This window comes from Pseudomonas marginalis, from assembly GCF_900105325.1.
Taxonomy (GTDB): Bacteria; Pseudomonadota; Gammaproteobacteria; order Pseudomonadales; family Pseudomonadaceae; genus Aquipseudomonas; species Aquipseudomonas marginalis.
In genome coordinates this window covers 3,871,686-3,891,355 of the sequence record NZ_FNSU01000003.1, presented here as the reverse complement: position 1 = coordinate 3,891,355, position 19,670 = coordinate 3,871,686, and the positions used below count along the sequence as shown (strand labels likewise).

General features: G+C 61.8%; 18 protein-coding genes. 10 read left to right on the top strand and 8 right to left on the bottom strand.

Annotation, left to right across the window (positions count from 1 at the left end; all coding sequences use genetic code 11):
- The first annotated feature begins 138 nt into the window (after nucleotides 1-138).
- Complete coding sequence (locus tag BLW22_RS27430; protein WP_065925469.1) at nucleotides 139-1,515, top strand: L-serine ammonia-lyase; 1,377 nt, start codon at nucleotides 139-141, stop codon at nucleotides 1,513-1,515.
- A 554-nt stretch (nucleotides 1,516-2,069) separates the two neighbouring features.
- The gene (gene gbdR, locus BLW22_RS27425; protein WP_065925468.1) at nucleotides 2,070-3,173 is read left to right on the top strand and encodes a choline metabolism transcriptional regulator GbdR; all 1,104 of its coding nucleotides are present in this window, start codon (nucleotides 2,070-2,072) and stop codon (nucleotides 3,171-3,173) included.
- Between the two features lie 43 nt (nucleotides 3,174-3,216).
- On the opposite strand, the gene BLW22_RS27420 is transcribed toward gbdR, so the two are convergent.
- From BLW22_RS27420 to BLW22_RS27390, 6 genes are all read right to left on the bottom strand, one after another.
- On the bottom strand, nucleotides 3,217-3,480 hold the full coding sequence (locus BLW22_RS27420; protein ID WP_065925467.1) for a hypothetical protein: 264 nt from the start codon (nucleotides 3,478-3,480) through the stop codon (nucleotides 3,217-3,219).
- A gap of 468 nt (nucleotides 3,481-3,948) precedes the next feature.
- Nucleotides 3,949-5,109: a gamma-butyrobetaine dioxygenase gene (locus BLW22_RS27410; protein WP_074847798.1), complete on the bottom strand. Its 1,161-nt coding sequence runs from the start codon at nucleotides 5,107-5,109 to the stop codon at nucleotides 3,949-3,951.
- A 9-nt stretch (nucleotides 5,110-5,118) separates the two neighbouring features.
- Nucleotides 5,119-5,595 carry a thioesterase family protein gene (locus BLW22_RS27405; protein WP_065925465.1) on the bottom strand — a complete coding sequence of 159 codons (477 nt, stop codon included), beginning with the start codon at nucleotides 5,593-5,595 and terminating at the stop codon, nucleotides 5,119-5,121.
- 13 nt (nucleotides 5,596-5,608) lie between these two features.
- Nucleotides 5,609-6,574 (bottom strand): L-carnitine dehydrogenase, encoded by a 966-nt coding sequence (locus BLW22_RS27400; RefSeq protein WP_074847797.1) that lies wholly within the window; start codon nucleotides 6,572-6,574, stop codon nucleotides 5,609-5,611.
- A gap of 83 nt (nucleotides 6,575-6,657) precedes the next feature.
- Nucleotides 6,658-7,545 carry a 3-dehydrocarnitine:acetyl-CoA trimethylamine transferase CdhC gene (locus BLW22_RS27395; RefSeq protein WP_065925463.1) on the bottom strand — a complete coding sequence of 296 codons (888 nt, stop codon included), beginning with the start codon at nucleotides 7,543-7,545 and terminating at the stop codon, nucleotides 6,658-6,660.
- 87 nt (nucleotides 7,546-7,632) lie between these two features.
- Nucleotides 7,633-8,577, bottom strand: a complete 945-nt coding sequence (locus BLW22_RS27390; protein ID WP_027606008.1) for a choline ABC transporter substrate-binding protein — start codon at nucleotides 8,575-8,577, stop codon at nucleotides 7,633-7,635.
- Between the two features lie 193 nt (nucleotides 8,578-8,770).
- Here BLW22_RS27390 and BLW22_RS27385 point away from each other — a divergent pair, with 193 nt between their 5' ends.
- The 3 genes from BLW22_RS27385 to BLW22_RS27375 all read left to right on the top strand — a co-directional run bounded on the left by BLW22_RS27385 (nucleotide 8,771) and on the right by BLW22_RS27375 (nucleotide 11,618).
- Nucleotides 8,771-9,715, top strand: a complete 945-nt coding sequence (locus BLW22_RS27385) for a GlxA family transcriptional regulator (RefSeq protein WP_027606007.1) — start codon at nucleotides 8,771-8,773, stop codon at nucleotides 9,713-9,715.
- Nucleotides 9,716-9,783: 68 nt separating this feature from the next.
- Complete coding sequence (locus BLW22_RS27380) at nucleotides 9,784-10,959, top strand: AAA family ATPase (protein WP_065925462.1); 1,176 nt, start codon at nucleotides 9,784-9,786, stop codon at nucleotides 10,957-10,959.
- A 230-nt stretch (nucleotides 10,960-11,189) separates the two neighbouring features.
- The gene (locus BLW22_RS27375; RefSeq protein WP_065925461.1) at nucleotides 11,190-11,618 is read left to right on the top strand and encodes a hypothetical protein; all 429 of its coding nucleotides are present in this window, start codon (nucleotides 11,190-11,192) and stop codon (nucleotides 11,616-11,618) included.
- Nucleotides 11,619-11,624: 6 nt separating this feature from the next.
- Here the strand turns inward: BLW22_RS27375 and BLW22_RS27370 are convergent, their stop codons facing one another.
- Together BLW22_RS27370 and BLW22_RS27365 are read right to left on the bottom strand one after the other, a co-directional pair.
- Nucleotides 11,625-12,041, bottom strand: coding sequence for a DUF3010 family protein (locus BLW22_RS27370; RefSeq protein WP_065947493.1), 417 nt, complete (start codon nucleotides 12,039-12,041; stop codon nucleotides 11,625-11,627).
- 41 nt (nucleotides 12,042-12,082) lie between these two features.
- Complete coding sequence (locus tag BLW22_RS27365; RefSeq protein ID WP_074847796.1) at nucleotides 12,083-12,484, bottom strand: lysozyme inhibitor LprI family protein; 402 nt, start codon at nucleotides 12,482-12,484, stop codon at nucleotides 12,083-12,085.
- Between the two features lie 221 nt (nucleotides 12,485-12,705).
- Between BLW22_RS27365 and BLW22_RS27360 the strand changes: the two genes are divergently transcribed.
- The 5 genes from BLW22_RS27360 to etfA all read left to right on the top strand — a co-directional run bounded on the left by BLW22_RS27360 (nucleotide 12,706) and on the right by etfA (nucleotide 19,662).
- A complete protein-coding gene (locus tag BLW22_RS27360) occupies nucleotides 12,706-13,683 on the top strand; it encodes a dipeptidase (protein WP_010207105.1) in 978 nt (325 codons plus the stop codon).
- A gap of 52 nt (nucleotides 13,684-13,735) precedes the next feature.
- Nucleotides 13,736-14,266 (top strand): DUF5943 domain-containing protein, encoded by a 531-nt coding sequence (locus BLW22_RS27355; RefSeq protein ID WP_074847795.1) that lies wholly within the window; start codon nucleotides 13,736-13,738, stop codon nucleotides 14,264-14,266.
- A 15-nt stretch (nucleotides 14,267-14,281) separates the two neighbouring features.
- Nucleotides 14,282-16,342, top strand: coding sequence for a dimethylglycine demethylation protein DgcA (gene dgcA, locus BLW22_RS27350; protein WP_065925458.1), 2,061 nt, complete (start codon nucleotides 14,282-14,284; stop codon nucleotides 16,340-16,342).
- A 156-nt stretch (nucleotides 16,343-16,498) separates the two neighbouring features.
- Nucleotides 16,499-18,442 (top strand): dimethylglycine demethylation protein DgcB, encoded by a 1,944-nt coding sequence (gene dgcB / locus BLW22_RS27345; protein WP_074847794.1) that lies wholly within the window; start codon nucleotides 16,499-16,501, stop codon nucleotides 18,440-18,442.
- Nucleotides 18,442-19,662 carry an electron transfer flavoprotein subunit alpha gene (gene etfA / locus BLW22_RS27340; protein WP_074847793.1) on the top strand — a complete coding sequence of 407 codons (1,221 nt, stop codon included), beginning with the start codon at nucleotides 18,442-18,444 and terminating at the stop codon, nucleotides 19,660-19,662. The genes dgcB and etfA overlap by 1 nt, the downstream gene beginning before the upstream one ends.
- Nucleotides 19,663-19,670 lie beyond the last annotated feature (8 nt).

The window sequence follows — 19,670 nt, the reverse complement described above, 5'->3', positions numbered from 1 at the left end:
AGCGACGCTGGTGAGCATGGGTGCGTCGGTGTGAGACGCCGTGAGCGACAGCAAAAGCTTGATGATGCCGCCATCTGGGCGATCTGAGCGTAGCACCTCGTTCAAGCCTGGCCGTGCTTATCGAGGAGTTCTACCGTAATGGCTATCAGTGTTTTCGACCTGTTCAAGATCGGCATCGGGCCTTCCAGTTCTCACACCGTCGGCCCCATGCGCGCCGCGGCGTTGTTCGTCCAGGGGTTACGTGAACGTGAACTGTTGGAACAAGTCAGGCGTGTCGAAGTTCAGCTGTACGGTTCGCTGTCCGCCACCGGCATCGGCCACGGCAGCGACACCGCCACCATCATGGGCCTGATGGGCGAGTGGCCGGACGCGATCGATCCGTCGCAGATCGGCCTGCGTATCCACACCCTGCGTGAGACCGACACACTCCTGCTCGACGGGCGTTTGCCCGTGCCGTTCGTGTGGGCCCGGGACATGCGCCTGCTCGACGAAAACCTGCCGTTCCACCCCAACGCCATGACCCTGGTGGTGTACGGCGATGAAGGCGAGCTGCACCGCGACACCTACTACTCAGTGGGCGGTGGTTTTGTGGTGGATGAAGCCCAGGCGCAGAGTGGTGTGGCGGACATGGACCGCACCGAGTTGCCCTATGATTTCTCCAGCGCGGTGGAGTTGCTGCAGCTGTGCAAGACCCACAACCTGCGCGTTGCCGAGTTGATGCTGGCCAATGAAAAAGTCTGGCGCTCCGAAGACGAAATCCGCAGTGGCCTGATGAAGCTCTGGCGCGCCATGCAGGCGTGCGTGGAGGAGGGCCTCAAGCACGAAGGCATCCTGCCCGGCGGCCTCAATGTGCGCCGTCGTGCCGCCAAGTTGCACCGCAGTCTGCAGGAGTTGAACAAGCCGAATGTGATCGGCTCGACCTTGAGTGCGATGGAGTGGGTCAACCTGTTCGCCCTGGCGGTGAATGAAGAAAACGCCGCCGGTGGGCGCATGGTCACGGCGCCCACCAACGGTGCGGCGGGGATCATTCCGGCGGTGCTGCACTACTTCATGAAGTTCAGCGACGAAGTCACCGAAGCCAACGTGGTCGACTACCTGCTCAGTGCAGCGGCGGTGGGGATCCTGTGCAAGAAGAACGCCTCGATCTCCGGGGCCGAAGTCGGTTGCCAGGGTGAAGTGGGTTCGGCCTGCGCCATGGCCGCTGCCGGGCTGGCAGAGATCCTCGGCGCAACCCCGGAGCAACTGTGCAACGCCGCCGAAATCGGCCTGGAGCACAACCTCGGCCTGACCTGCGACCCGGTGGGCGGGCTGGTGCAAGTGCCGTGCATCGAGCGCAATGCGATTGCCGCGGTGAAGGCGATCAACGCGGCGCAGATGGCCCTGCGCGGTGATGGCCAGCACTTTATCTCCCTGGACCGCGTGATCCGCACTATGCGCGATACCGGGGCGGATATGCATGACAAGTACAAGGAGACGTCCCGGGGCGGGTTGGCGGTCAGCGCGGTGGAGTGCTGATGAGCTTGTTGTGATGAGTGGGGCCTTTGTGGTGAGCGGGCTTGCCCCGCGCTGGGTGGCGAAGCCACCCCAATAAAGGCGCCACATCGCTTCAGATAAACCCCGGTCGCCTGATTTTGGGGCGGCTTCGCCACCCAGCGCGGGGCAAGCCCGCTCACTACAAGTGAACACTCCAACCAAAATCGCCACCTTTTAGCGCGTCGCAAACAGATAAGTAGCTTCCAAACGATTTCCCCCTCGACCACCCGTCACCTGTGCGTGCGGTGACAGACTTTTCCTACGCGCTGAAAGCGCCTTCCCACAAGTGATACCGAACTGCTCACACACCTTGAGCAGGGCCGCTCCGACGTCTATTTCAGCCATATCCCGTACTCCTCGCGCGGGCTTATTTAGACGCGTCATCAGGTCGTTTTCAGGATTTGTTGAATGGCCATTCAAATTTAGGCATGGCATTTGCTCTACCAATTCAAAGCCTCTCGCCTTGCCGGATGAAGAGCGCAATAACAAGAGCCTCGCCTGAGGCCATCACCTGCTTTGTGTGAGGAGATACCGCCATGACGTCGTTCAACTCCGGGGCCCAACCCCAGAACCGTGCGCCTCAATCCATCGGCTTTTTGCTGCTGGACAATTTCACGCTGATTTCCCTGGCCTCGGCCGTGGAACCGCTGCGCATGGCCAACCAGCTGTCCGGCCGCGAGCTGTATCGCTGGACAACCCTGAGTGTCGACGGCAACCAGGTATGGGCCAGCGACGGTCTGCAAATCACCCCCGATGCCTCCATGCACAAAGCCCCGGCCCTGGACACTGTGATTGTGTGCGGCGGCGTGGGTATCCAGCGTACCGTGACCCGTGAGCATGTGTCGTGGCTGCAAAGCCAGGCGCGCCAGTCCCGTCGCCTTGGCGCGGTGTGCACCGGCAGCTGGGCCCTGGCCTGTGCCGGTCTGCTCGACGGTTTTGATTGCAGCGTGCACTGGGAATGCCTGGCGTCGATGCAGGAAGCCTTCCCGCGTGTGTCGATGAGCACCCGTTTGTTCACCCTCGACCGCAACCGCTTCACCAGTTCGGGCGGCACCGCGCCGTTGGACATGATGCTGCACCTGATCAGCCGCGACCATGGCCGTGAACTGTCGGCGGCGATCTCCGAGATGTTCGTGTACGAGCGCATCCGCAACGAACAGGATCACCAGCGTGTGCCGCTCAAGCACATGCTTGGCACCAACCAGCCGAAGCTGCAGGAAATCGTCGCGCTGATGGAAGCCAACCTCGAAGAGCCGATCGACCTCGACGAACTGGCGGTGTACGTCGCCGTGTCGCGTCGCCAGCTGGAGCGGCTGTTCCAGAAATACCTGCACTGCTCGCCGTCGCGCTATTACCTCAAGCTGCGCCTGATTCGCGCGCGGCAGTTGCTCAAGCAAACGCCGATGTCGATCATCGAAGTGGCCTCGGTGTGCGGGTTTGTCTCCACGCCGCACTTCTCCAAGTGCTACCGCGAATACTTCGGCATTCCGCCACGGGATGAGCGCGTAGGCTCCAACACCACCCAGCAGGTGGCGATGATGCCGATTCCGCAGGCGCTGGTGTTGTCACCGCTGTCGGGACCGATGGCGGCGTTGAGCCAGGCGCGCAATGAGTCGACTTTCGCGAGTGTACGGCTCTAAACCGAGTTGACTGCATCGGGGGCTTGCCCCCGATAGCGGTCTGTCAGGCGCCGGAGTTCTGCTTGAACTGCATCAGCGCCGGCAACAGTTGCTTATCGATCGCCTGGCGCACCGCCGGCAAAATCGTCGCACTGCCGGTGTACATCTGCTCAACCATACCCTTGAGCGCCTTGGCCCGTGCTTCGCTCAAACCGCGTACGGCACATTCGCAGGCCTGCTCGGCAGTAGAGCCGCTGGAGACTTCGAAACCCAGCGAGCGCAGTTGGCTCAGCAGGTCATCCTGGTCAATCAAATCCGCATGCATCATGACGTTTATCCTGGTGAGGGGAGCGGGGTTCGACCTCGATTCTGGTAGCCACCCAAGCGGTCGGCAAGGGCAGAATGCGCGAATGCCTCAGATGGCTATGGGCATGTCGTTTTCGGGCCATTTGCCGAAGGCACTTACCGGCACACTGAACCCAGGCACACAGCTTGATGGTTTGGTCACCCTCGGGATGTAACGCTCTCACAAGGCACCTCTGCCCCGATCCAGTCACGGCTGGATCGGGGCTTTTTTTGCCTGGGTTTTTTCGGTGTCTGTGCCGGCCTCATCGGGGCACAAGTATCTACACAACTTCAGTAGGATAACGCGTAGCAGCTGTCGAGCCTTGGCGAGGCTGCGTTTGCGGCGCGTCTGACACACCGCCGACGCAGCCTCGCCAAGGCTCGACAGCTGCTACGCAGGGGGCTCGGCTCAAGATGTGTAGATGCCTATGCTCATCGGGGGCACCACGGTTTACCGCTGTAACACCAATATCCTTGAGAGCAACTCGTCGCGATCGATATAGCATCCCTGGAAATGCCGCGCCCCCGAAGTGGGATCAAACGCATTGCGCGCATGCAACGTGCGGCGGTTATCGAAGCACCACAGCTCGCCCGGGTTCAGGCGCTTGACCAGCCGAAAGCGCGCCTCGCGCGTCATCGCGATAAAGCGTCGATAAGCCTGATACAGCAACGGCATCTGCGCCACCGACGTCTCGAACGGCCCACGCAAAAAGTTGGCCATGCGAATCTCTGCCACATCCCCCAGTGCGTCCAATGCGATGATCGGCGCGAGGCGACGATAGTCGCTGTGGCGGTCTTTGTTGCGAAACTCCACGGGTATTTCACACAAGGCACGAAACGCTTCGGGATCTTCCTCGCGCAGGGCATTGGCGATGGCAAACCCATCGACAAAAATACTTTCGCCCCCGTCGGCATCGTTGACCAGGCAATGCAGGAATTGCAGCCCCGGTTGCAGCTCCCGGGTCGGCAAATCACTGTGCAAGGGCAGGTTGAAAGCGGTGTAGGCATTGCTGTCGGCATCGGCCTTGGATTGCACGTTGAACAGCACGCCGAAATTGCTCTCGCGGATAAATGAAATACGCTGGGCAACACCCGCCAGGGAGCCGGGTTCGGTGGGTACGCCGCGCATTTGCGTCAGGCCCGCGTCACGCAAGGCCAGCAGCCATTGCAGCAGCGCCGCAGGGTCTTGCATGACCGCCGCGTAGTCGAATATAGGCAGTTCGAAGGTGTTGTCCCAGAGCCGCGATTTTGGTTTCGCCGCCCGGCGTTCGGCGCGGGATTCATCGTCGTAGGCATGGGCCCGCAGCCAGCCGGGATCGTACCGGCTGCGATGACCGCCGTGCCATTCCACGCTGAGGAAGCCCTGGTCGATACGCACGCTGATGGCGCTGAGGTTTTCATCCACATCGACAATTTCCAGCACTTGCTCGCGGGTCACGCTGTACACGCATTGCGTGCACGGGCAGTTGTCCCGCAGCCACTGATGGTGAAACGGGCTGACCCGGCCATCGGCCCATGTCACGCGAACCTGATCGTCCAGCACCTGTGCATCGGCGAGGTCGAAGCGTTTCGGGTAAATACGGAAATCGGCAACAGCGGCGGCGGTTTGCATGATGGCTCCTTATTTTTTCGGGGGCAGTCCAATCACCCGGCCGAGGAGGGCGGGCCTTGGCAGGTCGGCTTGCTCAGCGCTGATCGCAATGAGTTTCTCCAATGTCGCCTCGGCAAACGGGGCCGAATGCGGACCCGCCAGGTCGACGTGCAGCAGCATCTGTTCGTTGCCGGCCAATGCTTTCTCATCGCCCACTAAATGCAGGCTGTGATAAAGGTGCAGGCGCTTGGCGTCGTGGGCGATCAGTTGCGTGTGCACCTCCACTTCGGCACCGAGTTTCACTTCGTGCAGGTAGTTCAGGTGCAGTTCCAGGGTGAACAGCGAATGGCCGCTGGCTTCGCGGTTTTCACTGTCCAGGCCGAGGGTGTCCATCAGCGCGTCGGTGGCGTAGCTGAAGATCAGCAGGTAGAACGCGTCGCGCAGGTGGCCGTTGTAGTCCACCCAGTCGGCAAGGACTGGGGTGGTGTAGGTGGTCAGTGCAGGCATGGTGAGGGTTCCGTTATTCGGCGAAGGTCATGCCGTGCTTGGCTTTGGTGGTTTTCACCGCTTCCAGCACCGCCAGCAGGCAATCATCACGATAGCGTTCCAGCGCCGAAATGCTGTGTTTGCCCAGTTGCTCGCTGGTGCCATCGACCACATCGTCGATCAACTTGTCGGTCAGCTCCGGAGCCGGCAGGTAGGTCCACGGCAATTGCAACGCCGGGCCGAACTGCGCCATGAAGTGGCGCATGCCCGCATCGCCACCCGCCAGGGTGTAGGTGAGGAATGTGCCCATGAACGACCAGCGCAGGCCGGCGCCAAAGCGGATGGCATCGTCGATCTCGCCGGTGGTGGCCACGCCGTCATTCACCAGGTGCAACGCCTCGCGCCACAGCGCTTCGAGCAAGCGGTCGGCGATAAACCCGGGGACCTCCTTGCGCACATGCAGCGGGCGCATGCCGAGGGATTCATACACCTTGATCGCGGCCTGGATCGCTTGCGGCGCGGTGTGCTTGCCGCCGACCACTTCCACCAGCGGCAGCAGATAGACCGGGTTGAACGGATGGCCGACCACACAGCGTTCCGGGTGGGTCGAGCCCTCGTAGAACTCACTCGGCAACAACCCTGAGGTACTCGAACCGATCAGTGCATTGGGCTTGGCCGCGGCGCTGATCCTGCTGTGCAATTCCAGCTTCAGCTCCAGGCGTTCGGGGGCGCTTTCCTGGATGAAGTCGGCGTCTTTCACACATTCTTCGATGGTGGCCACAAAGCGCAGGCGGTCTTGCGCTGCGCCGGGTGCCAGGCCCTGTTTTTCCAGGGCGCCCCAGGCATTGGCGACGCGTTTGCGCAACGTCGCTTCGGCACCCGGTGCGGGGTCCCAGGCGACCACGTCGAGGCCGTGGGCCAGGGCACGGGACACCCAGCCGCTGCCGATGACACCGCTGCCGAGGGCGGCGAAGGTTTTGATCTCAGTGATAAAGCGCATGGCGACGATCCTGAAGTATTCACACATTCTGTTTTGGGAACCGGCTCAAACTGTGGGAGGGAGCAAGCCCCCTCCCACATTTTTTAGCCGCGCTTGGTCAGGCCCATCTTGATGCGGCCTTCCGCCGGGGTCATGACCCGTGCGCCCAGGCGGCTGAGAATTTCACTGGCGCGTTCCACCAGTTGGCCATTGGTGGCGAGTACGCCCTTGTCCAGCCACAGGTTGTCTTCCAGGCCGACCCGTACGTTGCCGCCCAGCAGCACCGCTTGCGCAGCCATGGGCATTTGCATGCGGCCGATCCCGAACCCGGCCCACACCGCGTCGGCGGGGAGGTTGTCGACCATGGCCTTCATGGTGGTGGTGTCGGCCGGCGCGCCCCATGGAATGCCCAGGCACAGTTGGAACAGCGGGTTGTCGAGCAGGCCTTCCTTGATCATCTGCTTGGCGAACCACAGGTGGCCGGTGTCGAAGATTTCCAGCTCGGCCTTCACGCCCAGTTCCTGGATGCGCTTGGCGCCCGCACGCAACTGCGCCGGGGTGGAGACGTAAATCGTGTCGCCGTCACCGAAGTTCAGGGTGCCGCAGTCCAGGGTGCAGATTTCCGGCAGCAGCTCTTCCACATGGGCCAGGCGGGTCAGCGGGCCGACCAGGTCGGTATTGGGACCGAATTCCATCGGGTGCTCGCCGCCGCCGATCTCCAGGTCGCCGCCCATGCCGGCGGTGAGGTTGACGATGATGTCGATGTCGGCCTCACGGATGCGCTCCATCACTTCGCGATACAGGGCAACGTCGCGGCTGAACTTGCCGGTCTCGGGGTCGCGCACATGGCAGTGCACCACGGTGGCGCCCGCCTTGGCGGCTTCCACCGCAGCGGCGGCGATTTGCTTGGGGGTGACCGGCACGTGTGGGCTTCTGGCGGTCGTGTCGCCAGCACCGGTGAGTGCGCAGGTGATGATGACGTCGTGGTTCATGGGGCGGTTCCTTACGGGCGTGTGATTTCAAGGCGTACGGTGCCGTTCGCAGCCAGGAGCGGCTGCGACACGGTGGTTCAAGTCAGGTTATTTGCTGGTGAGTTGCAGGTTGGCTGCAGCCGGTTTGCCATCGAAGGTGGTCACGCCTTCCAGCCAGCGCGCCTGGTCCTGGGGATGATCCTTGAGCCACTGCCTGGCGGACTCGAGGGCGTCCTTGTGATCCAGCAACGGCTGCATCATCCGGCTCTCGTCGGCGGCGGTGAAGGTCAGGTTGGTCAGCAGCTTGTGCACGTTGGGGCACTGTTCGGCGTAGGTCGGCGCGGTGACCGTCCACACGCTGGCCATGCCTTCGTTCGGGCCCAGGGCGTCATCGCTGCCGGTGAGGTAGGTCATCGCGATATTGACGTTCATCGGGTGCGGCGCCCAGCCGAAGAACACCACGGCTTCCTTGCGGCGTACCGCACGGTCCACGGCGGCAAGCATGCCGGCCTCGCTGGATTCCACCAGTTGGAATTTGCCCAGGCCGAACTGGTTCTTGGCGATCATCGCCTTGATCTGGGTGTTGGCCCCCGAACCCGGCTCGATGCCGTAGATCTTGCCGCCCAGCTCCTTCTCGAATTTGGCGATGTCGGCAAAGGTCTTCAGGCCTTTGTCCGCCAGGTAAGTCGGCACCGCGAGGGTCGCGCGGGCGTCTTCCAGGCTGGGTTTGTCGAGGACTTTGATTTGCTTGGCGTCGACGAACGGCGTGATGGTCTGGGTCATCAGCGGGTTCCAGTAGCCGAGGAACAGATCCAGGCGTTGGTCACGGATGCCGGCGAAGATGATTTGCTGGGAGGCGCTGGTTTGTTTGGTCTTGTAGCCGAGGCCGTCGAGCAACACTTGGGTCATGGCACTGGTGGCGATGACGTCGGTCCAGTTCACCACGCCCATGCGCACGTTCTGGCAGGATGCCGCGTCGGCAGCCCATACGTTCGTGCTCAAGATGGCGCTGGCGCTGAGTGCAAGCACGCAGCGGCGAATCAGTCGGTTCATGGTGGATCCCTCGGCAGGTCGTTATTGTGGGGGCCGGCGTCTTTGTGCGCCGTGAGGCCAAGTTACGTAGCTTTGGAGGCGACAAAACGCACGGCGGCGACCAGCTCTTGCACTGCAGCGACCTGCCCCCTTGAATCCACCCGAGAACGGGAGTATCACAGTGCCACGCTGCCCGTCCTACGAGAGCGCCACCATGTCCCAGGATTTCTACTTTCTGCTGATGCCGGGGTTCTCGGCCATCGGCTTTATTTCTGCACTGGAGCCTTTGCGCGTGGCCAACCGCTTTCGTGGCGAGTTGTACCGCTGGCATGTGCTGAGCGCCGATGGCGGCGCGGTGCTGGCGAGCAATGGCATGTCGGTCAACGCCGACGCCGCGCTGGAACCGCTGAAAAAGGGCGCGACGCTGTTGGTGGTGGCCGGCTTCGAACCGCTGCAGTTCGCCACGCCGGCGCTGGAGCACTGGCTGCGTCGCCTGGACCATGACGGCGTGACCCTCGGCGCCATCGACACCGGCGCCTGCGTGCTCGCCGAAGCCGGCCTGCTCGACGGCCACCGCCTGACCCTGCACTGGGAAGCCATCGATGCCTTCAAGGAGTCGTACCCGCACCTGAGCGTGACCCAGGAACTGTTCGAAATCGACCGTCGCCGCATCACCTGCGCCGGCGGCACCGCCTCCATCGACCTGATGCTCGACCTGATCGCCCAGGCCCACGGCGCCGACCTGGCGATCCAGGTCTCCGAACAGTTCGTACTCGGCCGCATCCGCCCGCGCAAGGACCACCAGCGCATGCAGATCGCCACGCGCTACGGCATCAACAACAAAAAGCTGGTGCAAGTGATCGGCGAGATGGAGCAGCACACCGAACCGCCCCTGAGCACCTTGGCGTTGGCCGACGCGATCAAAGTTACCCGGCGCCAGTTGGAGCGTCTGTTTCGCCTGCATTTGAACGATACCCCGAGCAACTTCTACCTTGGCCTGCGCCTGGAAAAAGCCCGGCAGCTGCTGCGCCAGAGCGATATGAGCGTGCTGGAGGTGAGCATTGCCTGCGGGTTCGAGTCGCCGTCGTATTTCACCCGGAGTTATCGGGCGAGGTTTGCCAAGTGTCCGAGGGAGGATCGGCGACGGGAGGTGGTTTGACGGGCAATTATAGTGAATTATACTCATCACTATAATTTATAGTTGTTTTCATAATTGAGTATAAATCCATGTCCAAACACAGCGGCTTCGTGTTCCGTCGCCCCGCCCTGGCAAGCAGTATTGCCGATGGCCTGGTGGGCGCCGGTATTCAGGATTTCACCTCTGGCCTGTTTCTCGCGGCGCCCCGTCGCACCGGCAAAAGCACTTTCCTGCGCGAAGACCTGATTCCGGAATGTCAGCTCCGGGGCTGGCTGGCGGTGTATGTGGATCTCTGGGCTGACAAGGAGAAAGATCCTGCGGAGTTGATTGCCAGTGCTATTGCGGCTGCCCTGGTTCCCTATGAAAAGGGCATCCGCAAACTGGCCAAGAATATTGGCATCGAGAAACTGAGCTTTCTGCGGACGCTCTCCTGGGACTTTACCAAGCCACAATTGCCTGTCGGTGCGACGCTGACCCAAGCCCTGGAATTGCTCCACAGTGCTGCAGAAAAACCCGTTGTGCTGGTGATTGACGAAGCGCAGCACGCCTTGACCACCGAGTCGGGTATCAATGCGATGTTCGCGCTAAAGGCTGCCCGGGATCAGCTCAACCAGGGCCGTGACGAAGAGGGCAGCGGCTTGCGCCTGGTGTTTACCGGCTCCAATCGCGACAAACTCGCCCATTTGGTATTGGGTAAAAGCCAGCCGTTCTTCGGTTCCAGCATCACGCCGTTTCCGCTGCTGGGTAAAGAGTTCACCCAAGCCTACACCGTGCACCTCAACGCGCACCTGGCCGAGACCAACCAGTTCAGCGCGGCTGATATTGATGAGGCGTTTGAGCTGGTAGGTCGGCGTCCCGAGATGTTGCGCACGATCATCGGTGAAGTCGCGTTGGAGCTGGGCGAGGCGAGCAATCTGGGCCAATTGCTGCACAGTCGCGCCGAACTGCTGCGCGCGGGTGTATGGACCGAGTTCGAAAGCGCCTGGAACGCCCTGACCATCCCGCAGCGCGCCGTGCTGGAGGTGATGGTGGAGCGTTCCCAGAACAACGAACCCTTCGCGCCCTTCACCGACAGCACCCTCACGGCTGTCAGCAAGGCGCTGGAAGCCATGGGCAGTGACGTGGTGCCGGGCACCCAGACCGTCCAGGCCTGCATCGATGCCTTGCGCGACAAGGAGTTGGTGTGGAAGTCGGGCCGCGGTGGTTATGCCCTGGAAGACAAGTCGTTCGGGGATTGGCTCAAGGTGCGCAAGGCACGCCAGTGATTTCCTCAGCCGTACTGCAGATGGCGCGTGGCAGGGAAATGTGTGGGGTAGTCGATGTGGGAAATATCTTTTTCTATGTTGCTGGCTATGTCTTGCGCAAGTGCGCTGTTACCGTCCAGTGGCCGCTGATTAAGCTGCTAGTTGGGCCGTATATAAATAAGAACGCTTGTACTTGATCAGCTCGGCATCCGCACTTGTAGCCCCATTACTTGATCGATAAGAGGTCCCGTATGCTCAAAAGAATTGTTGCCGTCATCGCGTTCGCGTCCGCTCCCGCCTGGGCAGCCAAAACCCCGGCGCCCTTCACCGGGACCGATTACAGCGGGCGTTATGAGTGTACTGGCAAGGACCGTCATATTGGTGACTTCACCGGTGTTGTCGATATGAAAATCAACACCAGCCAAAGTACCGGCAAGTACGGTGCCTACACGTTCACCCTGACCCTGGAAGATAAATCCCGTTATGACGGGTTTGCCGCTGCCACCGCAGATACGCTGGCGGTTTATTTCGCCCATACCGATCCCGCCTTGAAAGACTACGGCGTCGGTATTGCGCAACTTGTTCCAACGCCGGAAGGCAAAGTGTCCTTCGTCAAATATTATTACGGGCCTGAATACGAAGGCGGCGGCCACGGGGTCGAACACTGCGTCAGAAGTTAACGTGCGTTACTTCTTCATCAGGCTCGAACAGGCAGCCTTATAAGCTTCATGCTGATACTTGTTCAGCGTCGCCGGCAGATCAAAGTTGTGCTTCTTGTTCTGCGCATTGATGGTCTGCGGCGACAGCAGCGTCACCTCAACCCCCTCCAGCAACTGAAACACCCCTTCGATCTTGAAGGTTGTCGGGCCCCCGGCGAATTCACCTTTCTTGCTGCGTTTCTTGATGGCGATGCGCTGGATGGCGTTTTCCTGCACGAACGCCCTCACCTGGGCGGCGAAGGCTTTGACGTTAACGGCTTCATCGTCGTCATCAAGGGCGATTTTCTTGATGGCCAGGGCGACATGGCTCAACGTCTGGTTGTCCAGGGAGGCGAGGGCGATGATGGCTTCGCTGCCTTTGATTTCGATGCCGCAGATAGTCATGAATGGCCTTGGTTCAAAGAGAAAGTGGCGGCGATTGTCGCTTATTCCTGCCCAATCGACTCCAGAAACTCCGACCGCTCATCACTCATCCGCGCCAGGCAATCATTCTGCTCAATGGCGTAGGCCTTGGTGCCGGTCACCGCCGGGAAGGTGTCCACCGCGCAATCGGCGTCACGCAGTTTTTCCCACTTCTGCTGGGCATCCTTCAGACGAGCGGTAATGTCGGCGAGCTTGGTCTTGTCGCTGCCATAGGTGGAATGCATGCGTTCCAGCAGACCCTGATAATTATCCTTGAGCAATTGCTCGGCAGTGGTTTTGTTGTAAGTGGCGCATTCCAGGGTTTGCTTGTCGTTTTCGATGCCATCGCACGGCGTGCTGTCGGTGTCTTCGGCCGCGTGGACGCCGGTTGCGATGAGTGCCAAAGCCAGGAAAATCGATTTCATTGCGCCGTCTCATATCAGTTGATGCGGGAATTCTGGCTCAAGCGTAAGACAAATAACAGCCGCCAGTCAGACCACTCATAACAGCCTTTGTCGTGGATTGACGCTTTCGGCAATTCCCCTGTCGTTTTTGCACCCGGCTCGGTCGGCCCCTGGGCATATGCTGGCCCCAAAGCGCCGGCAGACGATTCGGCGCATGAATCGCCAAAATAAGGGGACGCCTGATGAGCCCAGCCGAATTGCACGCCGACAGCATCGTTATCGACGGGCTGATCATTGCCAAGTGGAACCGCGACCTGTTCGAGGACATGCGCAAAGGTGGCCTCACCGCCGCGAATTGCACCGTGTCGGTGTGGGAAGGGTTCCAGGCCACGATCAACAACATCGTCGCCAGCCAGACCCTGATCCGCGAGAACAGCGACCTGGTGATCCCGGTGAAAACCACCGCCGACATCCGCAAGGCCAAGGAACAGGGCAAGACCGGCATCATCTTCGGCTTCCAGAACGCCCACGCATTTGAAGACCAGCTCGGCTATGTGGAGATCTTCAAGCAGCTCGGCGTCGGTGTGGTGCAGATGTGCTACAACACCCAGAACCTGGTCGGCACCGGTTGCTACGAGCGCGACGGCGGCCTGTCGGGCTTCGGGCGCGAGATCGTCGCCGAGATGAACCGCGTCGGCATCATGTGCGACCTGTCCCACGTCGGCTCCAAGACCAGCGAAGAAGTCATCCTCGAATCGAAAAAGCCGGTGTGCTACTCCCACTGCCTGCCGTCCGGCCTTAAAGAGCACCCGCGCAACAAGTCCGATGAAGAACTGAAGTTCATCGCTGACCACGGCGGCTTTGTCGGCGTGACCATGTTCGCGCCGTTCCTGGCCAAGGGCATCGATTCGACCATCGACGACTACGCCGAAGCCATCGAATACACCATGAATATCGTCGGCGAAGACGCCATCGGCATCGGCACCGACTTCACCCAGGGCCATGGCCAGGATTTCTTTGAAATGCTGACCCATGACAAGGGCTACGCCCGCCGCCTGACCAGCTTCGGCAAGATCATCAACCCGCTGGGCATCCGCACCGTCGGCGAGTTTCCCAACCTGACAGAGACCCTGCTCAAGCGCGGCCATCCCGAGCGTGTGGTGCGCAAGATCATGGGCGAGAACTGGGTCAACGTCTTGAAGGACGTTTGGGGCGAATAAGCCAAGCACCCACGGGCAACATCACAACGAATTTTTCTGGAGTTAAGTTTCCATGGCCAAGATCGCCCCGCAATTGCCTATTGAAGTCGACAGCGAAACCGGTGTCTGGACGTCCGACGCCCTGCCGATGCTGTACGTGCCGCGCCATTTCTTCGTCAACAACCACATGGGCATCGAAGAGGTGCTGGGCGCCGACGCCTATGCCGAAATCCTCTACAAGGCCGGCTACAAGTCCGCCTGGCACTGGTGTGAAAAAGAAGCCGAATGCCACGGCCTGGAAGGCGTCGCGGTGTTCGAGCACTACATGAAGCGCTTGTCGCAACGCGGCTGGGGCCTGTTCAAGATCCAGGACATCGATCTGGATAAAGGCACCGCCAGCGTCAAGCTCGAACACTCGGCATTCGTCTATGTGTACGGCAAGGTCGGGCGCAAAGTCGACTACATGTTCACCGGCTGGTTTGCCGGTGCCATGGACCAGATTCTGCAAGCCCGTGGCAGCCAGATCCGCACCGTGGCCGAACAAGTCTACGGAGGCTCCGAAGAGGGCTTTGACTCCGGCTTGTTCACCGTCAAGCCGTTGTAAGCCGAGGACCGTGCCATGGCTTTCGAAGCAATGTTCCAGCCGATCCAGATCGGCAAACTGACCATCCGCAACCGCGTGCTCAGTACCGCCCACGCCGAGGTGTATGCCACCGACGGCGGCATGACCACCGACCGCTATGTGAAGTACTACGAAGAAAAAGCCAAGGGCGGTATCGGCCTGGCGATCTGCGGCGGTTCCTCGGTGGTCGCCATCGACAGCCCCCAGGAATGGTGGAGCTCGGTGAACCTGTCCACCGACCGCATCATCCCGCACTTCCAGAACCTGGCGGATGCCATGCACAAGCATGGCGCCAAGATCATGATCCAGATTACCCACATGGGCCGTCGCTCCCGTTGGGATGGCTTTAACTGGCCGACCCTGATGTCGCCGTCCGGCGTGCGTGAGCCGGTGCACCGTGCCACCTGCAAGACCATCGAGCCGGAAGAAATCTGGCGCGTGATCGGCAACTATGCCAGCGCCGCCAAGCGCGCCAAGGCTGGTGGCCTGGACGGTGTGGAACTGTCCGCCGTGCACCAGCACATGATCGACCAGTTCTGGAGCCCACGGGTCAACAAGCGTACCGACGAGTGGGGCGGCACCTTCGAAGGCCGCATGAAATTCGGCCTGGAAGTGTTGAAAGCCGTGCGTGCCGAAGTCGGTGACGACTTCTGCGTGGGCATGCGCCTGTGCGGTGACGAGTTCCACCCGGACGGCCTGTCCCACGAAGACATGAAGCAGATCGCCAAGTACTACGACGACACCGGCATGCTCGATTTCATCGGCGTCGTCGGCTCGGGTTGCGACACCCACAACACCCTGGCCAACGTGATCCCCAACATGAGCTATCCGCCGGAGCCGTTCCTGCACCTGGCGGCCGGTATCAAGGAAGTGGTCAAGGTCCCGGTGCTGCACGCACAGAACATCAAGGACCCGAACCAGGCCACGCGCATCCTCGAAGGCGGCTATGTGGACATGGTGGGCATGACCCGTGCGCACATCGCCGACCCGCACTTGATTGCCAAGATCAAGATGGGCCAGATCGACCAGATCAAACAGTGCGTCGGCGCCAACTATTGCATCGACCGCCAGTACCAGGGCCTGGACGTGCTGTGCATCCAGAATGCCGCGACCTCCCGTGAATACATGGGCGTGCCGCATATCATCGAGAAGTCCACCGGGCCGAAACGCAAGGTGGTGGTGGTCGGTGCCGGCCCTGCCGGGATGGAAGCCGCGCGGGTGGCCGCCGAACGTGGCCACGACGTGACCCTGTTCGAGAAGAAAGAATTTATCGGCGGGCAAATCACCACCGCCTCCAAGGCGCCGCAACGCGACCAGATCGCCGGTATCACCCGCTGGTTCCAGCTGGAGCTGGCACGCTTGAAAGTCGACCTGCGCCTGGGCGTGGCCGCCGATGCCGAGACCATCCTGGACCTGCGTCCGGACGTGGTGGTGCTGGCGGTCGGCGGGCATCCGTTTATCGAGCAGAACGAACACTGGGGCGCCGCCGAAGGCCTGGTGGTGAGCAGCTGGGACGTGCTCGACGGCAAGGTCGCACCGGGCAAGAACGTGCTGGTGTACGACACCATTTGCGAATTCACCGGCATGTCGGTGGCGGACTTCCTGGCCGACAAAGGCTGCCAGGTGGAAATCGTCACCGACGACATCAAGCCGGGCGTGGCGATTGGCGGTACGTCGTTCCCCACCTACTACCGCAGCATGTACCCCAAAGAAGTGATCATGACCGGCGACATGATGCTGGAAAAGGTCTACCGCGAAGGCGACAAGCTGGTGGCGGTGCTGGAGAACGAATACACCGGCGCCAAAGAAGAGCGGGTAGTGGACCAGGTGGTGGTCGAGAACGGCGTGCGTCCGGACGAAGCGATCTACTACGGGCTCAAGGAAGGTTCGCGCAACAAGGGCCAGATCGACGTCGAAGCCCTGTTCGCGATCAAGCCGCAGCCGTGCTTGAGCGAGGCGGGCGAGGGGTACTTGCTGTTCCGTATCGGTGACTGTGTGGCGCAGCGAAATACCCATGCCGCCATCTATGACGCCCTGCGCCTGTGCAAAGACTTTTGATGAGGTGAACGCGGTCAAATGTGGGAGGGGGCTTGCTCCCGATAGCGGTGGTTCAGCGACAACTGTACCAACTGACAGTCCGCCATCGGGAGCAAGCCCCCTCCCACATTCGGGCCAGTTTCACAGTAGACCTGTGCGGTCTGTGGGAGCTTCACCATGTTGAACACCTTGCTGCCTATTCTCTTATTTACCGCCCTGGGCCTTGCCGTCCTTGGCGTCCTGCGCCGGGTGAACATGTGGCGTCGCGGGCGTGCCTCCAAGGTCGACCTGCTGGGCGGTCTGTTGGCCATGCCCAAGCGCTACATGGTCGACCTGCACCACGTGGTCGCCCGCGACAAATACATCGCCAACACCCACGTCGCCACTGCCCTGGGCTTTGTGCTGTCGGCGCTGCTGGCGATTCTGGTGCATGGCTTCGGCCTGCATAACCGTATCCTCGGCTACGCCTTGCTGCTGGCGTCGGTGTTGATGTTTGTCGGCGCCACCTTCGTTTACCTGCGGCGGCGCAATCCGCCGTCGCGCCTGTCGAAAGGCCCGTGGATGCGCCTGCCGAAAAGCCTGATGGCGTTCTCGGTGAGTTTCTTCCTGGTGACGCTGCCAGTGGCGGGGATCCTGCCCGCCGACTTCGGCGGCTGGCTGCTGGCCGCGCTGTTGAGCGTGGGGGTGCTGTGGGGCGTGTCCGAAATGTTCTTCGGCATGACCTGGGGCGGCCCGATGAAGCACGCCTTCGCCGGTGCCCTGCACCTGGCCTGGCACCGTCGCGCCGAACGCTTTGGCGGTGGTCGTTCCACGGGTTTGAAACCCCTGGACCTGAGCGACAAAAGCGCGCCCCTGGGCGTGGAAAAACCCAAGGATTTCACCTGGAACCAACTGCTTGGCTTCGACGCCTGCGTACAGTGCGGCAAATGCGAAGCGGCGTGCCCGGCCTTCGCCGCCGGCCAGCCGCTGAACCCGAAAAAACTCATCCAGGACATGGTGGTCGGCCTGGCCGGCGGCACCGATGCCAAGTTCGCCGGCAGCCCTTATCCGGGTAAAGCCATTGGCGAACACAGCGGCAACCCGCACCAGCCGATCGTCAACGGCCTGGTGGACGCCGAGACCCTGTGGTCGTGCACCACCTGCCGTGCCTGTGTGGAAGAGTGCCCGATGATGATCGAGCACGTGGACGCCATCGTCGACATGCGCCGCCACCTCACCCTGGAAAAAGGCGCCACGCCGAACAAGGGCGCCGAAGTCCTGGAAAACCTGATCGCCACCGACAACCCCGGCGGTTTCGCACCGGGCGGTCGCCTCAACTGGGCGGCGGATTTGAACCTGCCGTTGCTCAGCGACAAAGGCAGCGTTGACGTGCTGTTCTGGGTCGGCGACGGCGCCTTCGACATGCGCAACCAACGCACCCTGCGCGCATTCGTCAAAGTGCTCAAGGCGGCCAAGGTCGACTTCGCCGTGCTCGGCCTGGAAGAGCGCGACAGCGGCGACGTCGCGCGGCGCCTGGGCGATGAAGCGACCTTCCAGATGCTCGCCACGCGCAATATCCAGACGTTGGCCAAGTACAGCTTCAAGCGCATCGTCACCTGCGACCCCCACAGCTTCCATGTGCTGAAAAACGAGTACGGCGCCTTCAACGGCAACTACCGCGTGCAGCACCACAGCACCTTTATGGCCGAGCTGATCGGCGAGGGCGCGCTGAACCTGGGCCAGCACAAAGGCAACAGCGTGACCTACCACGACCCGTGCTACCTGGGCCGCTACAACGGCGAATACGAGGCGCCGCGCCAAGTGCTGCGGGCGCTGGGCATCGAGGTCAAGGAGATGCAACGCTCGGGTTTCCGCTCGCGCTGCTGCGGCGGTGGCGGCGGCGCGCCGATCACCGATATTCCCGGCAAGCAACGTATCCCCGATATGCGCATGGAAGACATCCGCGAGACCGGTGCCGAACTGGTGGCGGTGGGGTGCCCGCAGTGCACGGCGATGCTCGAAGGTGTGGTTGAACCGCGACCGTTGATCAAGGACATCGCCGAGCTGGTGGCCGATGCTTTGCTGGAAGACGTCGCACCGGCCAAAGCTCCCAACAAGCGTGAACCTGCGGAGGTGCACTGATGAGCGACATTATCCGCCGCGACCCACGGGCCGAATGGATCGCCCGTAACCGTCTGCACCCGCTGCATGCGGCGATGCAGCCGGTGCAACACAGCTGGATGGGGCCTAACGGCATCCTCCGCAAGAACGTGCATGGCGTCGGTTTTATCGGCCCCAACGGCATCAAGCGCATCGACCGCAGCGGTGCCCAGCAGGGCGGTGCGGCCAAGCGTACGGCGGCGATTGAAGTGCAGTTGCCGCTGCATCAGGTGCCTGCGCCTGCGTTCTACATCAACGTAGTGCCGGACATGGTCGGTGGCCGCTTGAGCAGCCACGACCGCGACCTGCTCGGCCTGGCGCGGCAACTCGCCGGCAACGACGGCGCGGTGCTGGCAGTGGTGTTTGGCGAGCACAAGGAAAGCGCGTTTGCCACGGCCGGTGTTGATCGCCTGCTGGTGCTCGACGGCCACGAATTTGACGGTTATTCACCGGAGCAACGCGTGCAGGGTTTGCGCGCTGTGGATAACCAGTTCAACCCGCGCCACTGGTTGCTGCCCGACAGCCGCAGTGGTGGTGGCGAGTTGGGTCGGCGCTTTGCCGCCAGTCTCAAGGAGCGCCCGGCCACTCGCGTCTGGCAGATCAAGGGCGATGAGTGCATCGGCCGCGCCGGTGCGGGCCGGGAAGACTTGGCGCGGCCGCTGCCACGCCTGATTCTGGCCGCCGCCGAATGCGCCGATCCGGTCAGCGACACACGCCATGAAGTGCTGCCCGTGGAGTTATCCACAAGCCTGGCGCGCAGCCTGCCGCGTATCGAGGATCTCGGTGCGGTGGCGGTGGACCCGGCGGCGATTCCCATGGCCGAGGCCGAGTTTATTTTCTCCGGCGGCAACGGCGTGAAGGACTGGGCGCTGTTCCACCAGACCGCCGCGGCATTGGGGGCCACCGAAGGCGCCTCGCGGGTGGCGGTGGACGATGGATTCATGGCCCGTGATCGCCAGGTCGGCGCCAGCGGTACCTGGGTGACGGCGCGGGTGTATGTGGCCGTGGGGATTTCCGGGGCGATCCAGCACCTGCAAGGCATTGGCGCCTGCGACAAGGTGGTGGCGATCAACCTCGACCCGGGCTGCGACATGATCAAGCGTGCCGACCTGTCGGTGATCGGCGAAAGCGCCGCGATTCTGCAAGCCTTGATCGCTGCGGTCGAGGCCTACCGCAACGGCGCCAAGCGCGATGCGGCTTGAGGACATGA

Bases quoted from the DNA above. Each gene is read 5' to 3' on its own strand.
- BLW22_RS27365 (WP_074847796.1), bottom strand. From the start codon at position 12,484: ATGAAATCGATTTTCCTGGCTTTGGCACTCATCGCAACCGGCGTCCAC.
- dgcA (WP_065925458.1), top strand. From the start codon at position 14,282: ATGGCTTTCGAAGCAATGTTCCAGCCGATCCAGATCGGCAAACTGACC.
- BLW22_RS27370 (WP_065947493.1), bottom strand. From the start codon at position 12,041: ATGACTATCTGCGGCATCGAAATCAAAGGCAGCGAAGCCATCATCGCC.
- BLW22_RS27360 (WP_010207105.1), top strand. From the start codon at position 12,706: ATGAGCCCAGCCGAATTGCACGCCGACAGCATCGTTATCGACGGGCTG.
- BLW22_RS27385 (WP_027606007.1), top strand. From the start codon at position 8,771: ATGTCCCAGGATTTCTACTTTCTGCTGATGCCGGGGTTCTCGGCCATC.
- BLW22_RS27380 (WP_065925462.1), top strand. From the start codon at position 9,784: ATGTCCAAACACAGCGGCTTCGTGTTCCGTCGCCCCGCCCTGGCAAGC.
- BLW22_RS27410 (WP_074847798.1), bottom strand. From the start codon at position 5,109: ATGCAAACCGCCGCCGCTGTTGCCGATTTCCGTATTTACCCGAAACGC.
- BLW22_RS27420 (WP_065925467.1), bottom strand. From the start codon at position 3,480: ATGATGCATGCGGATTTGATTGACCAGGATGACCTGCTGAGCCAACTG.
- BLW22_RS27395 (WP_065925463.1), bottom strand. From the start codon at position 7,545: ATGAACCACGACGTCATCATCACCTGCGCACTCACCGGTGCTGGCGAC.
- BLW22_RS27355 (WP_074847795.1), top strand. From the start codon at position 13,736: ATGGCCAAGATCGCCCCGCAATTGCCTATTGAAGTCGACAGCGAAACC.
- BLW22_RS27390 (WP_027606008.1), bottom strand. From the start codon at position 8,577: ATGAACCGACTGATTCGCCGCTGCGTGCTTGCACTCAGCGCCAGCGCC.
- etfA (WP_074847793.1), top strand. From the start codon at position 18,442: ATGAGCGACATTATCCGCCGCGACCCACGGGCCGAATGGATCGCCCGT.
- BLW22_RS27375 (WP_065925461.1), top strand. From the start codon at position 11,190: ATGCTCAAAAGAATTGTTGCCGTCATCGCGTTCGCGTCCGCTCCCGCC.
- BLW22_RS27400 (WP_074847797.1), bottom strand. From the start codon at position 6,574: ATGCGCTTTATCACTGAGATCAAAACCTTCGCCGCCCTCGGCAGCGGT.
- dgcB (WP_074847794.1), top strand. From the start codon at position 16,499: ATGTTGAACACCTTGCTGCCTATTCTCTTATTTACCGCCCTGGGCCTT.
- BLW22_RS27430 (WP_065925469.1), top strand. From the start codon at position 139: ATGGCTATCAGTGTTTTCGACCTGTTCAAGATCGGCATCGGGCCTTCC.
- gbdR (WP_065925468.1), top strand. From the start codon at position 2,070: ATGACGTCGTTCAACTCCGGGGCCCAACCCCAGAACCGTGCGCCTCAA.
- BLW22_RS27405 (WP_065925465.1), bottom strand. From the start codon at position 5,595: ATGCCTGCACTGACCACCTACACCACCCCAGTCCTTGCCGACTGGGTG.